12 protein-coding genes and 1 pseudogene are annotated in these 14618 nt (G+C 71.8%); 8 read left to right on the top strand and 5 right to left on the bottom strand.

Going from position 1 to position 14618, the window contains the following annotated elements; all coding sequences use genetic code 11:
• Window positions 1-3: 3 nt before the first annotated feature.
• Window positions 4-608 (bottom strand): annotated as a pseudogene (locus PV682_RS36970) (DeoR/GlpR family DNA-binding transcription regulator); the annotation flags it as partial.
• 28 nt (window positions 609-636) lie between these two features.
• Window positions 637-2154 carry a glycoside hydrolase family 32 protein gene (locus PV682_RS36965; RefSeq protein WP_319736118.1) on the bottom strand — a complete coding sequence of 506 codons (1518 nt, stop codon included), beginning with the start codon at window positions 2152-2154 and terminating at the stop codon, window positions 637-639.
• A gap of 176 nt (window positions 2155-2330) precedes the next feature.
• Between PV682_RS36965 and PV682_RS36960 the strand changes: the two genes are divergently transcribed.
• Genes PV682_RS36960 through PV682_RS36945 form a run of 4 tightly spaced genes read left to right on the top strand, consistent with a single transcriptional unit; the run spans window position 2331 to window position 6878 of the window.
• On the top strand, window positions 2331-3740 hold the full coding sequence (locus PV682_RS36960; RefSeq protein WP_319736117.1) for an ABC transporter substrate-binding protein: 1410 nt from the start codon (window positions 2331-2333) through the stop codon (window positions 3738-3740).
• On the top strand, window positions 3737-4675 hold the full coding sequence (locus tag PV682_RS36955) for a carbohydrate ABC transporter permease (RefSeq protein ID WP_319736116.1): 939 nt from the start codon (window positions 3737-3739) through the stop codon (window positions 4673-4675). Before PV682_RS36960 ends, PV682_RS36955 begins: the two co-directional genes overlap by 4 nt.
• Window positions 4672-5532: a carbohydrate ABC transporter permease gene (locus PV682_RS36950; RefSeq protein ID WP_319736115.1), complete on the top strand. Its 861-nt coding sequence runs from the start codon at window positions 4672-4674 to the stop codon at window positions 5530-5532. The genes PV682_RS36955 and PV682_RS36950 overlap by 4 nt, the downstream gene beginning before the upstream one ends.
• Window positions 5529-6878 (top strand): glycoside hydrolase family 32 protein, encoded by a 1350-nt coding sequence (locus PV682_RS36945; protein WP_319736114.1) that lies wholly within the window; start codon window positions 5529-5531, stop codon window positions 6876-6878. The genes PV682_RS36950 and PV682_RS36945 overlap by 4 nt, the downstream gene beginning before the upstream one ends.
• On the opposite strand, the gene PV682_RS36940 is transcribed toward PV682_RS36945, so the two are convergent.
• The 3 genes from PV682_RS36940 to PV682_RS36930 form a co-directional block, all read right to left on the bottom strand.
• Window positions 6841-7896 carry a LacI family DNA-binding transcriptional regulator gene (locus PV682_RS36940; RefSeq protein WP_319736113.1) on the bottom strand — a complete coding sequence of 352 codons (1056 nt, stop codon included), beginning with the start codon at window positions 7894-7896 and terminating at the stop codon, window positions 6841-6843. The two genes, PV682_RS36945 and PV682_RS36940, sit on opposite strands and share 38 nt — an antisense overlap.
• A 55-nt stretch (window positions 7897-7951) precedes the next feature.
• The gene (locus PV682_RS36935; RefSeq protein ID WP_319736112.1) at window positions 7952-9568 is read right to left on the bottom strand and encodes a glycoside hydrolase family 13 protein; all 1617 of its coding nucleotides are present in this window, start codon (window positions 9566-9568) and stop codon (window positions 7952-7954) included.
• 81 nt (window positions 9569-9649) lie between these two features.
• Window positions 9650-11164, bottom strand: a complete 1515-nt coding sequence (locus PV682_RS36930; protein ID WP_319736111.1) for an aromatic amino acid ammonia-lyase — start codon at window positions 11162-11164, stop codon at window positions 9650-9652.
• Between the two features lie 142 nt (window positions 11165-11306).
• Between PV682_RS36930 and PV682_RS36925 the strand changes: the two genes are divergently transcribed.
• The 4 genes from PV682_RS36925 to PV682_RS36910 are packed head-to-tail and all read left to right on the top strand — an operon-like array spanning window position 11307 to window position 14612.
• Window positions 11307-12365, top strand: coding sequence for an ABC transporter ATP-binding protein (locus PV682_RS36925; protein WP_319736110.1), 1059 nt, complete (start codon window positions 11307-11309; stop codon window positions 12363-12365).
• Window positions 12362-13003 (top strand): ABC transporter permease, encoded by a 642-nt coding sequence (locus PV682_RS36920; protein WP_319736109.1) that lies wholly within the window; start codon window positions 12362-12364, stop codon window positions 13001-13003. The genes PV682_RS36925 and PV682_RS36920 overlap by 4 nt, the downstream gene beginning before the upstream one ends.
• Before the next feature lies 1 nt (window position 13004).
• Window positions 13005-13667, top strand: a complete 663-nt coding sequence (locus PV682_RS36915; protein WP_319736108.1) for an ABC transporter permease — start codon at window positions 13005-13007, stop codon at window positions 13665-13667.
• Window positions 13668-13679: 12 nt separating this feature from the next.
• Window positions 13680-14612 (top strand): ABC transporter substrate-binding protein, encoded by a 933-nt coding sequence (locus PV682_RS36910; protein WP_319736107.1) that lies wholly within the window; start codon window positions 13680-13682, stop codon window positions 14610-14612.
• Window positions 14613-14618: the final 6 nt, after the last annotated feature.

Raw genomic sequence — 14618 nt, 5'->3', positions numbered from 1 at the left:
ACGTCACACGGCCCGCACGACCGTCCCGCCCGCTTCGAGCGCCTCGACCCCGTCGCCGGGCACGCCGGTGCCCGTGACCAGGGTGTAGACGAGGGCGGCGTACGCGTGGGCCGTGTGGACGAGTTTCGTCGTGTCGGCGGCTGCGACGACCCGGCGTGCCGAGGAGATGCCCGCCTTCTTCACCGCCGCCTCGTCGAGGTCGTACGTGGTCAGGCCTTCGGCCGCGCTGAGCCCGCAGCAGCCGATGACCGCCGTGTCGAAACGCAGAGCGGCAAGGGTGAGGGGGCCGATGAGGGTGCCCTCCCCCGCGCGGGGGCGTCCGCCGGGGACCGGCAGGGAGGAACGGCCGGGCGGGTCGCTCAGCACGTGGATCGCCTGGAGCGACAGCGCCAGGACCGTCACCGGCCGGTCCCGCAGCAGGCGGGCCACCTCCACGCACGTCGCCCTCTGTCCAGGAGGACGGTCTCGCCGTCAGCTACCAGGGAGGACACCTCGGCGGCGCCCGCCTCGTGGGAGCGCGGCGCGAACGGCGGTTCCTCGCCGCGCAGGAGCAGCGTGCGCGCCCCGCCCGGGGCCCATTCCAGGGCGCCCTGTGCGGCGAGGGTTCTGTGCTGGGACACCACCGTGCGCTCGCGATCACATCCGGAACTCCCGGATCACGGTGTTCCGGAACACCGCGGGACCACCGATGGTGAACAGGGCGAGCCCGGTGTCGGAGGGTTCGGGGAAGATCTCGGTCGTGTGGGTGTGGCGCCCGTCGCCGATGAACATCTCGACGGACGTCCGGTCGACGAGGATGCGCAGCGAGGCCGTGCCGGTGGACAGGTCGTAGGGCGTGCGGCTCTCCTGCCAGCGGTCGGAGGGGCTGACGGTGTAGCCGCGGTTGACGAAGGCGTAGGTGCCGTAGACACCGGCGTCGATGTGCCGGGCGCCGTCCGGGGAGCGCCTCAACTGGAGTCCGGCACCGGTCAGTTGGTCCCAGGTGACGGTGCAGGTCAGTTCGTACGCCGTGCCGGTGTAGGGGAGCAGCCGTGAGCCGTCGACGGCGAGATCACCGAGGTCGATCTCGCGGGACACGTACCGGTCGAGCGCCGCGACGGGCTGGGACGCCAGGTAGTACGCCCCCGACCCGTCCCGCCGCAGCCGCACCTCGCGGACGATGGAGTCGGTGCCGTTGAACCCGTCGCACTCCATGGTGGGGGTCGTGCCGGCGTAGTCCCAGTGGTTCAGCCACCCGATCGCGTGCCGGACCGCCGGGTCGAGCGCCCCGGCCGCGTCCCGTTTCTCGAAGGTGACCGCCGCGTACCAGTCCCAGCCGTGGTCGAGCCATTGCGGGTCGGGGGCGTCGGCGGTGAACGTCGTGCCGTCGAAGGACCCCGTCCAGTACGCGTACGTGCTGGGCAGTCCGGCCCCCTTGGCGTTGGCGCTGACGCCGAGGACCCACTTCCAGGTGCCGTCGTCCGCCCTGATCCGGAAGAGGTCGGGGCACTCCAGCACGCCGATGCCGCCCTTGATGAACCCGCCGACGTAGGCCCACGACTTGAGGTCGGCCGAGTGGTAGAACCCCACCTTGTCGTTCTCGGCGAGCAGCATCACCCACCGCCCGCGTTCCTCGTCGCGGATCACCTTGGGATCGCGGAAGTCCCGCACGCCGGGGTTGGGCAGGACGGGCGCGGTGCCGTGGTTGGTGAAGTGCCGGCCGCCGTCGGTGGAGTAGTACAGGTACTGCGCCTGCGTGACGTCGTCGGGCGCCATGGTCGCGAGGACGATGACCGCGCCCGCCCCGAACCCGGCCGTGTTGTCGGTGTCGACGACCGCCGAGCCGGACCAGACGTCGCCGTTGGGGGTGGTGTTCTTCGGTACGGCGATGCCCCGGTCGGTGAAGGTGACGAGGTCGGTGCTGGTGGCGAGGCGCCAGGCGGTGCCCGCGGTGGTGCCGCCGGTCGAGTAGTCGGGGTTGTAGAGGTAGTAGTAGTGGTACTCGCCGTCGATCCAGAGGGGCCGTTGGGGGTCGTTCATCCACTGGTCGGGCACGGTGAAGTGGTAGTCGGCGCGGTAGCTGCCCGCGCAGGCGGCCACCGCGGGACCGGGCCGCAGGATAAGTCCCGCGGCCGAGGCCGCCAGCAGCGACCGTCTCGACAAAAACCTGGGCATGGTGCGGCTCCCTTCCCCGACTCCGTCGTCAGGATGGCCGGAACCCTACCCCTAACTCGTTAAAGGTCAACCCTTCCGCATCCTCGACTCCCCACCCGTACACACCCCTTGACAGAGGATCAGCGCGTTCCCATCATCGGGGGGTCAAGTTGGGCTAACACGAGTTAGGTCCGTCGATGACCCACCCGCTCCTCTCCCGCCGGGACCTGATGCGCTACGGCGCCTACGGTGCCGGCACCGCCGCGCTCGCCGGTGTCGCGGCCAACTGGGACCGCCTCACCGGCGCCGACATTCCCGGCCGCGACGACGGCTCGCTCGTCATCGCCACCCTGGGCTCCGCCTTCGACCCCGCGACGCAGCGCGCCCTGCGCGACGGGTTCCACGCGGTCCACCCCGACATAAAGATCCGCGTCAACGCCGTGCAGGCGTACGACTGGTCGGACTTCTTCTCCAAGATCCTCACGCAGATCGCGGCGGGCACCGCGCCGGATCTCGTGTACGTCGCCACCGAGGGCGTCCAGCTCTTCGCCCAGCGCCTCGGGGTCCCGCTGGACGCGTGGGTGAAGCGGGACGCGGCCGAACTGCGCCCCTACTTCGCCGACGTCCACCCCTCGCTGGTCGAGTCGATGATGTACGAGGGGAGCCTGTACCAGCTGCCGGTCGAGTTCAACGCGGCCGACATGTACCTCAACAACCAGGCCCTGGAACGGGCCGGTGCGGTCCTTCCCCCCGACGACTGGGACCGCGACGACTTCACGGCGCTGCTGCGGTCGCTCAAGCGCGCGGGCGGCGACCGGTTCACCCCGTACTTCTGGACCAACCGGCTGTGGGGCGGGGTGGTGCCGTGGCTGTTCGCGAACGGCACGAACCTCCTCGCCGAGTCCAAGGCGCCGGGCGGCGACTGGCTGTGGGACGCCTTCTACCCCGAGGCCGAGCGGCGCGGGCGGGGCGGCGGGTACCGGTGGACGACTCCGCAGGCCGGCTCCGAGCGGGTCGCGGAGGTGTACGACTACCTCGCCGGGCTCATCCAGGAGGACCTGTGCACGCGGCCCGAGGGGGGTGACGGGCGCAACCTGGTCGGCGTGTTCTCCACCGGCCGGGTCGGGGTGACCCCGGCGGGCGGCTTCTGGGCGGGGGGCCTGCATCTGGCGGGGATGGAGCCGGACGCCTTCGACGTCCGGTACTTCCCCCGCTGGCGTACGCAGCGGCACCAGTTCGGCGCCGCCGGGTACGCGCTGCTGCGGACGTCGACGATGCGGGACGAAGCCTGGGAGTTCATCAAGTACACGGCGCGCGAGGACGTCATGACCCGCCTCTTCGCCGCCAACCAGACGACCCCGGCCCGGCGTTCGATGGTGAACGCCGCCCGCTACCGCTCGACCGGGCCGTCCCACTGGCAGACCTTCTACGACACCCTCGACAAGATCCCCTCGACCGGCCCGATCCCGGCTCCACCGCAGGTCAACGAGGTCGAGCAACTGCTGATCAAGCACACCGGTACCGCGCTGGCGAGCCCCGGCTCGGTGCGTCCGGCGCTGCGACGGCTCCAGGGGGACCTGGAGAAGGCGATGGAGCGTGAGCTGTGACGGACACCGAGATCAGGCCCGTACGTCCGCTGCCGGTCCCCACCCGGGAGGCGCCCCCGCGCGGCCGGGGCAACCGGCTGCTCGCCGTGCTGTTCCTCGCGCCGACCGTCGTCGGGATCGTGGTGTTCACGGTCGTCCCGATCGTCGGGTCGGTCGTGCTCAGCTTCTTCCGGTGGGACGTGATCGACGATCCGACGTGGGCGGGAGGCGCCAACTACCGGGAGATCCTCACCGATTCGACGGTCCTGGTGTCCTTCCGCAACACGCTCGTGTTCATGGTCCTCGCGGTCGCGCTGCAACTGGTGATCGCGCTGGTGCTGGCGATCGCGGTGAACGGGCGGATGCCGGTGTGGCTGCGGTCGGTGTTCCGGTCGGCGTTCTTCTTCCCGCTGGTGCTGTCCGCCGCGTCGATCTCGGTGGTGATGAAGTACCTGTTCAACCAGGACTTCGGCCCGGTGAACTGGCTGCTGGGCACGGTCGGTATCCCTTCGGTGCCCTGGCTGACGTCGGAGCACGGGGCGATGGCGGCCGTCGTCCTGGCGTACGTGTGGCAGCAGTTCGGGTTCTCGTTCCTGCTGTTCGTCGGCGGCCTCAACACCATCCCGAAGGAGGTCCACGAGGCGGCGGCCCTCGACGGAGCGGGCGGTCTGCGCAAGCATCTCGCGATCACGCTGCCCCTGCTGTCGCCGACGCTCCTGGTGGCGTCCGTGGTCGGGATCATCAACGCGCTCCAGGTCTTCGAGCAGCCGTACGTCCTCACGGCCGGCGGTCCCGGCGACTCGACGCGCACGGTCGTGATGGTCATCTACGAGACGGCGTTCGAGCAGCTGCGCTTCGGTGAGGCGTCCGCCGTGGGGGTTCTGCTCTTCGTGCTGATCATGGCGGTCACCGCCCTCCAGTTCCGGCTCAGCCGGCGTTTCGTCCACTACCAGTGAGCCGGGTGAGCCCTTTGAGTACGTCCTCCCTTTCCGCGGCGCGGCTGCGGCCGTGGGCCCGTGTCGCCGGTCTCGCGGTGTGCGCGCTGCTGACGCTCGGTCCGGTGATCTGGACGGTGTCGACGTCGCTGCGGACCCCCGCGCGCTCCTTCGACCTGCCGCCGGAGATCGTCCCGGCCGATCCGACGCTCGACGCCTATCGCGGGGTGTTCGACCAGATCGACGTGTGGCTGTACGCGCTGAACTCGACGCTGGTGACCGGGCTGATCGCGGCCGGCCAGATGGTCACGGCGGGGCTTGCCGGGTACGCGTTCGCGCGGCTCGAATTCCGGTTCAAGAAGCCGCTGTTCGCGCTGGTGCTGGCGACGATGATGGTGCCGTTGCAGGTCACGATCGTCCCCGTGTTCCTGGAGCTGAAGGAGCTGGGGCTCACCGACACGCTGCTCGGGCTGATCGTCCCCGCGTTCCCGACCGCGTTCGGCACGTTCCTGATGCGGCAGTACTTCCTCGGTATGCCGAAGGATCTCGGCGAGGCCGCGATGATCGACGGCGCGGGGCCCTGGCGGGTCTTCCGGTCCGTGTACGCGCCGCTCGCGGCTCCCGGGCTCGCCGTCGTCGGCGTCCTCGCCTTCAACTACCACTGGAACGAGTTCTTCCGGCCGCTGATCCTGGAGACGTCCTCCGAGAACCTCACGCTGCCGCTCGGCCTGGTCTCCCTCCAGGGCAACCTCGGCACCGGCTCGATCTCCGTCGTCCTGGCCGGGGTCGTCCTGTCCATGCTTCCCGCCGTCGCCGTGTTCGTCGTCGGCCAGCGCCCTCTGCGCGAGGGCATCACGTCCGCAGGAGTCAACCGTTGAGTCACCGTCCGCGCTTCCGGGTCCGACCGCCGGCCAACTGGATCAACGACCCGAACGGGCCCGTGCGTTGGGGAGGGCGCTATCACCTCTTCTACCAGCACAACCCCGAGGCGCCTGTGCATACGAACGTGCACTGGGGGCACGCCTCCAGCGCCGACCTCGCTCACTGGGACGACCACGGCATCGCCCTGCGGCCCGTCGCCGGGGGGCCCGATGAGGCGGGGTGCTGGTCCGGGTGCGTCGTGGACGACGACGGGGTCGCGACCGCCGTGTACTCCGGGATCCGCCACGGCCATCAGGGGCTGAGCGCGATCTGCCTGGCCGTCGCCGAGGACGAGGAGCTGCTCGCCTGGAAGCAGCTCCCGGAGCCGGTCGTCGCGGGTCCGCCGCCCGGCCTCGGCGTGACGATGTTCCGCGACCCCTTCGTCTTCCGGTTCGGCGGCCGTCGCTGGGCGCTGGTGGGGGCGGGGCACTCCGACGGTACGCCGTCGGTTCTCGTGTACGACTGTGAGGATCTGTACGCGTGGCGGTTCGCCGGGGTCCTGCTGGACGGGCGGGACCCGGTGGCGGCGCGGGTCTTCGGGACGCGGGCGATCGGGTGGGAGTGTCCGCAGCTGTGGGAGAGCGATGGGGGGTGGACGCTGGCGGTGGCGCTGTGGGACGGGGACCCGCTCAGTACGGCGTACCTCGCCGGGGAACTGGTCGACAGCGACGGCGGGTTGAGGTTCGCGGCGCGTGCGGGCGGCCCGCTGGACCACGGGCGCGACTTCTACGCCCCCGCTGTCCTCCAGGACGCCGGGCGCACTCTTCTGTGGGGCTGGTCCTGGGAGGCGCGTGCGCGTGAGGAGGTGGAGCGGGCGGGCTGGTCGGGGGTGCTGACGGCGCCTCGGGTGGTGGATCTGCGGGAGGACGGCACGCTGCGGGTCGCGCCGGCACCGGAACTCGAACTCCTGCGTATGGGACGCCCGTTCGGCGCCGGGCCACTGCCTCCCTCCTACGATCTGCTGGTGACCGCGCGTTCGGCGGCGACCGTGAAGCTGCTGCGGGCGGCGTCCGGGGCTGAACTCGCCGTGCGGATCGACCCGTTGGGCGGGACGGTGACGGTGGACCGGACGGGGTGGCCGCGGACCGGCGGTGGCGGGCCGCTGATGCTGAATGCCCTGCCGAGTGAGCCTCTCACCGTCCGTGTTCTCGTCGACGGCTCGCTGCTCGAACTCTTCGTCGGCGACCGGGTGGCGGCGACCGAGCGCGTGTATCGACGGCCCGACGATGTACCGGAGTTGGCGGTCACCGGGGCCGATGTCGAGGTCAGCTGCTGGAAACTGGGCCCACCGAACCCCGGGTGACGACCGGGCACTCCAGGCGGCGGGTCGTGACGGCGGGCGGGGTGCCCGTGGTGAGGGCGTCGAGGAGGAGGCGGACCGCCGTCTCCCCCATCGCGCGGTGCGGCAGCGCGACCGTCGTGAGGGGCGGGGTGAGGAACGCGGACATGTGCTCCTGGTCGTCGTAGCCGACGACGGAGAGGTCGGCGGGGACGTCGAGGCCGAGGCGTGCGGCGGCGTGCAGGACGCCTGCCGCGACGCGGTCGTTGTAGCAGACGATGCCGGTGGGACGGCGGTCTGCGGGGACGCCGTCGAGGAGCCGCAGCGCGCCTTCGTACCCGGCGCTGATCTCGCCTCCCGTCCGGGTGATCCACTCCTTCTCGGCGGTGAGACCGACGGTCCGCAGCGCGTCCCTGAACCCCCGCAGCCGCTCGGCGCTGGCGATGTCGTCGAGGCCGCCGACGAGCGCGATCCGGCGGTGGCCCGCGTCGAGGAGGACCCGGGCGGCGCTGCGGCCACCGGCCCGCTCGGCGGGGATGACGGCCGGCAACGACCCGTCCTCGGGAAGGCAGTTGGCGAACACGGCGTAGGTGCTGTGCAGCCCTTGCGGGACGCGTGCGCGGCGCAGGGACAGGGCGGCATAGATGATCCCGTCGACCCTGCGGTCGAGGAGTTCCGCGACGGCCGCGTCCTCGGTCGCCGGGTCCTGGCCCGAGTCGACGGTGAGGACGAGGTGGTCGGCGGTCCGGGCCGTGTCCATGGCGCCGCGCAGCAGCCGGCCGGCGAACGGGGAGGTCGCGATCTCGTCCGTGACCAGCCCGATCACGGCCGTACGGCTGCGGCGCAGGCCCCGGGCGACGGCGTTGGGCCGATAGCCGAGCCGGGCCGCCGCCGCGCGGATCTTCTCCTGTGTCTCGGCGGAGAGGTTGCCTTCGGCGCGTCCGTTGAACACGAACGACACCGCCGTGTGGGACACCCCCGCGAGCCGCGCGACATCCCGCGAGGTCGCCCGCCCGACCCGCGCTTTCCCGACCCCGTCCATGCCCGTCCCCACCGACCTCGTCCGACCGGCTCAGCCTACCCGCGGACGGCCCTGGTCAGGGCCGGTGCGTCTGCACCGCGAGCCACACAGCCCGGTCCGGCGCCAGCGTGTCCCCCTCGACCGGCCCGCTGGCCAGCAGGACCCCGGTGTGCTCCGGCAGCGCGTACGGCTCGCCCGACAGGTTCACCACGCACACGAACCCCGGTTCGCGGCGGAACGCCAGCACTCCCGCTGTGTCGTCGAGCCACGTCAACTCGCCGTCCCCCAGGGCGGGATGCTCGCGCCGTATCCGCAGGGCCGCCCGGTACAGCTCCAGCATGGACCGCGCGTCGCCGGTCTGCGCGGCCACGGAGTACGGCGCCCAGTCGGCGGGCTGCGGCAGCCAGGGCGCGGCGGCCCCCGCACCGCTGAAGCCGTACAGCGCGCCCGTCCCCGACCACGGGATCGGCACCCGGCACCCGTCCCGGCCGCGCTCGGTGTGCCCGGACCGCTCCCACACGGGGTCCTGGAGCACAGCCTCGGGAAGGTCCTCCACCTCGGGCAGTCCCAGTTCCTCCCCCTGGTAGACGTAGGCCCCGCCGGGCAGCGCGAGGGTGAGCAGCGCGGCGGCCCGGGCACGGCGGTTGCCGAGCGCGAGGTCGGCCGGCCCGGCCGGGACGTACGACTCGTTGGCCACCCACTTGCGCGCGGCCTTGCGGCCGTACCGGCTGGCGTGGCGCATCACGTCGTGGTTGGACAGGACCCAGGTGGCCGGGGCCCCGACCGCCCCCAGCGTGGTGAGGGTGTCGTCGATGACGGCGCGCAGGTCCTTCGCGTCCCAGTCGGTCATCAGGAAGTCGAAGTTGAAGGCGGTGTGCAGGACGTCGGGGCGGACGTACGCGGCGAGGCGTTCGGGCGCGTCGGTCCACGCCTCGGCGACGAAGGCGCGGTCGCCGGGGTATTGGTCGGCGAGCCTGCGCCAGGCGCGGTAGATGTCGTGGACCTCGTCGCGGTCCCAGAACGGGTGGGCGGCGGCCTCGGAGACCTCGGGGAGTTCGGGGTCCTTGGCCAGCCCGTGCGCGACGTCGATCCGGAACCCGTCCACGCCCCGGTCGAACCAGAACCGCAGGACGGACTCGAACTCGGCGTGGACGTCCGGGTGTTGCCAGTTCAGGTCGGGTTGCCGCGGAGTGAAGAGGTGGAGGTACCACTCCCCGTCGGCGGCCCGCGTCCAGGCGGGCCCGCCGAACCGGGAGTGCCAGCCGTTGGGCGGGAGCGCGCCGTCGGGGCCGCGCCCGGGCCGGAAGATGTACCGCTCGCGCTCCGGGCTCCCCGGTCCCGCCGCCGACGCGGCCTGGAACCAGGCGTGCTGGTCCGAGGAGTGGTTGGGCACGATGTCCGGCACGATCCGGATGCCCAACGCGTGTGCCTCGTCGATGAGTTGCTCGGCGTCGGCCACCGTCCCGAACAGCGGATCGATCTCGCGGTAGTCGGCGACGTCGTAACCGTGGTCGGCCATCGGTGACGTGTACCAGGGGTTGATCCACAGGGCGTCCACGCCGAGCGACTTGAGGTAGGGCAGCCGGGAGCGGAGGCCGGCGATGTCGCCGACTCCGTCTCCGTTCCCGTCGGCGAAACTGCGGATGTACACCTGGTAGATGACGGCGTCGCGCCACCAAGGGGGTGTGGGCACGGAGGCTCCTGGGTACGTCGGGCGGGCGTGTGGTCCGTACACGGCGAAGGCTGCCCGTTCGTGGCGGGATTCCACCGGGGCTCAGGTGCCCGTGTGTGTCTCCCGCCAGATCTCCGTGAACCGGTCCAGCAGCCGGGCCGCCGCGTTCACGTCGGCCGTGAGGGGGCGGTCGGCGTGTTCGGCGTCGAGTGTCTCCTGCGCCAGCTCCAGCGCGCGCCCGATCGGCAGGCCGGGCGCGGGTTTCACGTCGCGCAGCCGCAACGCCCGTACGGCGGCGACGAGTTCGCAGCCGACGACGAGGCGGTAGGCCCCGCAGGCGCGCAGGGTCTGCCGGGCGGCGAGGGAGGCGAAGCTGGCCTGTTCCTCGACGCCCCGGGAGAGCACGGCGTGGCCGAGGGAGGCGGGGGCGGAGAAGGCGCGCAGGTCGCCGAGGGCGGCGCCGGCGGCGTACTCCAGGATCATCACGCCGGAGGAGCCGGGGCGGTCCTCGGCGAGGAAGGGGCGCAGGCGGGTGTAGGCGGGTTCGTTGAGGGTGGAGAGGCGAGCGGTGGACAGGCGGGCGACCTGGACCAGGGAGAGCCTGAAGTGGTCCAGGGCGAGGGCCAGTTGGGCCTGGTAGAAGCCGCCGTGGTGGTAGGCGGCCTGGTCCTCGGGGCAGATGAGGGGGTTCTCGGCAGCCGCGTTGATCTCGATGCCGAGGACGTCCTCCAGGGCGTCGGCGGCCTCGTGCGCGGGGCCGTGGATCTGGGGCAGGCAGCGGAAGCCGTAGGGGTCCTGGATGCGTCCGAGGGGCGGTACGGGGCGGTCCTCGGCGCCGATCAGCTCCCGCATGCGGCGGGCGACGCCGACGGAGCCCCGGTGCGGGCGGGCCGCGTGCACGGGGGCGGCGTACGCCTCGTGGGAGCCGTCCACGGCGAGCAGGGAGAGCGCGGCGACGACCTGGGTGGCCTCGACCAGGGCGCGCAACTCGGTGACGGCCAGGGCGGCTTGGCCGAGGGTCAGGGCGTTGCTGCTGATGAGGGCGAGCGCGTCGTTGTTGTCGAGGGGCTGAGGTGCGGGTGCGCCGGTGCCGCGCCAGGGGTGTTCGCCGGCCAGCGCGAGGCCGGCTTGGGCGAGGGCCGCGAGGTCTCCGGTGCCGACGGACCCGAACTCGTTGACGACGGGGTGGGCGCCGCTCTCCAGGGCCTCGCAGAGCGCGGTGACGATGTCGGGGCGCAGGCCCGCTCCGCCGGCGAGGATCTGGTTGGCGCGGACGGCGAGCATCGCGCGGACCTGCCGGGCGGGGAGTTCCTCGCCGATGGCTCCGGCGTGGCTGCGCAGGAGGCGCAGTCCGTGGGCGGCGGCTTCCTCGGTGGGGACGTCCTCGCCCCGGTTGGCGCCGACGCCGGTGGAGCGGCCGTAGACGCGTCCGGTGGCGGCGATCTGCCGGGCGGCGTCCCAGACGTCGGTCGTGCGGCGCATCGCGTCGGTGCCGGGGACGGGGCGTGCGGTGCCGTCGGCGAGGCGTACGACGTCCGCGACGCCGAGCGCGATGCCGTCGAGGACGACGATGCCGCCCTGCACGGCGTCCGTGTTGTCCAGAATCCGAGACGACATTGAAGAAATAACCTCCCAGATGCGGACACTTAGTCCCACCTACCGATCATCCGCCACGATGGATCGGCGTCGAACCGTTGACAAGTTATTCAGTCACGATGAACTCTGCATGACGTTATGCATCCCGGGCAAGGGGCACCACATGATCCAATTCGACGCGGTCCACAAGCGCTTCCCCAACGGCACGACAGCGGTGCACGACCTCACGCTGGACATGCCCGAAGGCGGCGTGACCGTCCTGGTCGGCTCCTCCGGCTGCGGCAAGACCACCACGCTGCGCATGATCAACCGGATGGTGGAGCCGACCTCGGGCACCATCCGGGTCGCGGGCCGGGACGTCACCCGCCAGGACGCGGCCGACCTGCGCCGCTCCATCGGCTACGTCATCCAGCAGGCCGGTCTCTTCCCGCACCGCACGGTCCTCGACAACATCGCGACCGTCCCCCTCTTGCTCGGCCACGGCCGCCGCAAGGCCCGCGCCCGCGCCGGTGAGCTCCTGGAGACCGTCGGCCTCGCCCCCGAGGTCGGCGGGCGCTACCCCCACCAGCTCTCCGGCGGCCAGCAGCAGCGCGTCGGCGTGGCCCGCGCGCTCGCCGCCGACCCGCCGGTGCTCCTCATGGACGAGCCCTTCGGCGCGGTCGACCCGGTCGTGCGCACCCAGCTCCAGGACGAACTCCTGCGCCTCCAGAAGGAGCTGAGCAAGACCATCGTCTTCGTCACGCACGACATCGACGAGGCCGTACGGCTCGGCGACCGGATCGCCGTCTTCCGCACCGGCGGCCACCTCGTGCAGTGCGCCTCCCCCGCCGAACTCCTCGCCCGCCCCGCCGACGACTTCGTGGCCGGGTTCCTCGGCGCCGAGCGCGGCCTGAAGCTGCTGTCGCTGAAGAGCCTCGCAGGCGTCCCGCAGGGCCCGGCTCCCAAGGGCGGCGACTGGCGCCTCGTCCTCGACGAGGCGCGCAGGCCACGGCACTGGAAGTCGGGGGACGCCGAGCTTCCCGTACGGCCCCTGCGTGACAACGATTCCCTGCTGGCCGCGCTGGACGAGTCCCTCGCCTCCCCCACCGGCCTGATCGCCCGCGTCGACGCCGACGGCGTCCTGACCGGGGTCTCCTGGCGCGACGACATCCACGAGCACGCGGGCCACGCCCACACCGAGGCCCGCACACCGGCCGCCGCGCCGGAAGGCAGCGCCGCGTGAGTGTCGACTGGTCCTGGATAGCGGACCACACCGACGACCTCACCACCCTCACCGTCTCCCACCTCCAGGCCGCCCTCACCGCCGTCCTGCTCGGCCTGCTGATCTCGCTGCCGCTGGCCGTGCTCGCGCACCGGGTCCGCGCCCTGCGCGGCGTCCTCCTCGGGATCTCGAACGTCCTGTTCACCATCCCGTCCATCGCGCTCTTCGTGCTCCTGCTGCCGGTCAGCGGCCTCACCCGCACCACGACCGTGATCGGCCTGACCGTCTACACCCTGGTCGTCCTGCTGCGGAACACCGTCGAGGGCCTCGACTCGGTGCCCGCGAAGACCAAGGAGGCGGCCGTCGCGATGGGCACCCGCCCGCTGCGCGTCCTGCTCACCGTCGAGCTGCCCCTCGCGCTGCCCGTGATCATGGCCGGGGTCCGGATCGCCACCGTCATGTCGATCTCCCTCGTCTCCGTCGCCACCTACATCGGCGACGGCGGGCTCGGCCAGCTCTTCACCGACGGCTTCCAGCGCGACTTCCCGACCCCGGTGATCGCGGGCGTGGTCCTCACGATCCTCCTCGCGATCGTCGCGGACGCCGCGCTGGTCGCCGTCCAGTACGTCCTGACCCCGTGGCAGAGGCGGCGAGCCTGACATGTACGAACTCTTCGAGAACCTCGGCTCCTGGCTGACCAGCGGCGCCCAGTGGTCCGGCCCCGACGGCATCGCCCACCGGCTCGCCGAGCACCTCCAGTACTCGCTGACCGCCACCCTCGTCGCCGCCGCGATCGGCCTCCCGCTGGGCCTGCTCATCGGCCACACCGGCAAAGGCGCCTTCCTCGCGATCAACCTGGCGTCCTTCGGCCGCGCCCTGCCGACCGTCGGCCTCGTCGTCCTGGTCTTCCTCGCGGGCGGCCTGTCGATGCTGCCGGTGTACGTCGCGCTCGTCGCGCTCGCCGTCCCGTCCATCGTGACCAACACGTACGCCGGGATGACGGCCGTCGACCCGGACGTCAAGGACGCGGCGCGCGGCCAGGGCATGCGCGGCCACCAGGTCCTCCTCCAGGTCGAGCTGCCGCTCGCGCTGCCGCTGATCATGACCGGGCTGCGGCTCGCGCTGATCCAGGTCGTCGCGACGGCGACCATCGCCGCGTACGTCTCCTTCGGCGGCCTCGGCCGGTACGTCTTCGACGGGCTCGCCCAGCGCGACCTGGTCCAGGTACTCGGCGGCGCGGTGCTGGTCGCCGCGGTCGCCGTCGTCCTCGACCTGCTGCTCAGCGGCCTCCAGCGCTTCCTTTTCCGCCACCGCACCGCCTAGGAACCCCTTCACATGAACCGACGTGCTCTCCTCGGCGGCCTGGTCGCCGCGGCCTCCGTCCCCGCGCTCGCCTCCTGCTCCGGCGGCATCACCTCGCTCGACAACACCAGCACGGACACCTCAGGCGGCGGCGCCGGCAAGGGCGGGCTGACCATCGGCACCGCCAACTTCACCGAGAACCAGATCCTCGGCTACCTCTACGCGGCCGTCCTCACCCAGGCCGGCGTCAAGGTCACGGTCCGCCCCAACCTCGGCACCCGCGAGATCGTCATCCCCGCGCTCCAGGGCGGCGACATCGACCTGCTGCCCGAATACCAGGGCGCACTCCTCGACTACCTCGACCACAAGGCGACGGCCACCGAGGAGGGCGAGATGCAGAACGCGCTCACCATCGCCCTGCCGAACGGCCTCCAGGTCCTGCCCTACGGCCTCGCCGAGGACGCCGACGCGTTCGCCGTCACCCGCGCGACCGCCGAGAAGTACGGGCTGACCTCGCTCGCCGACCTGCGCAAGCAGAACGGCAGACTGATCCTCGGCGCCGCCCCCGAGGTCAAGAAGCGCAAGGTGGGGGTGGTCGGTCTCAAGGAGGTGTACGGGGTCGAGTTCAAGGAGTTCAAGTCCCTCGACTCCTCCGGGCCGCTCGTCAAGGGCGCGCTGAAGAAGGGCGACGTCGACGTCGCGAACCTCTTCACCACCGACACCGACATCCTCGACAACGGCTGGGTCGTCCTGACCGACCCCAAGAACCTCATCCCCGGCCAGCACATCGTCCCGCTCATCGCCGACCGCAAGGCCGACTCGACCGTCCGCAAAGCCCTCGCCCGGCTCGGCAACGTCCTCACCACCGCCCACCTGACCGAACTGAACCAGCAGGTGGACGGGGAGAAGAAGGACCCGGACGACGTGGCGAACGCGTACGCGAAGCGGCACGGGCTGCTGACGTAGCGGACG

This window comes from Streptomyces niveiscabiei, from assembly GCF_033794345.1.
GTDB classification, from domain to species: domain Bacteria; phylum Actinomycetota; class Actinomycetes; order Streptomycetales; family Streptomycetaceae; genus Streptomyces; species Streptomyces niveiscabiei.
This window is presented reverse-complemented; position numbering and strand designations above follow the sequence as displayed.

Coding starts and splice junctions, on each gene's coding strand:
- PV682_RS36940 (WP_319736113.1), bottom strand. CDS start 7,896: ATGGACGGGGTCGGGAAAGCGCGGGTCGGGCGGGCGACCTCGCGGGAT.
- PV682_RS36910 (WP_319736107.1), top strand. CDS start 13,680: ATGAACCGACGTGCTCTCCTCGGCGGCCTGGTCGCCGCGGCCTCCGTC.
- PV682_RS36960 (WP_319736117.1), top strand. CDS start 2,331: ATGACCCACCCGCTCCTCTCCCGCCGGGACCTGATGCGCTACGGCGCC.
- PV682_RS36930 (WP_319736111.1), bottom strand. CDS start 11,164: ATGTCGTCTCGGATTCTGGACAACACGGACGCCGTGCAGGGCGGCATC.
- PV682_RS36925 (WP_319736110.1), top strand. CDS start 11,307: ATGATCCAATTCGACGCGGTCCACAAGCGCTTCCCCAACGGCACGACA.
- PV682_RS36965 (WP_319736118.1), bottom strand. CDS start 2,154: ATGCCCAGGTTTTTGTCGAGACGGTCGCTGCTGGCGGCCTCGGCCGCG.
- PV682_RS36915 (WP_319736108.1), top strand. CDS start 13,005: ATGTACGAACTCTTCGAGAACCTCGGCTCCTGGCTGACCAGCGGCGCC.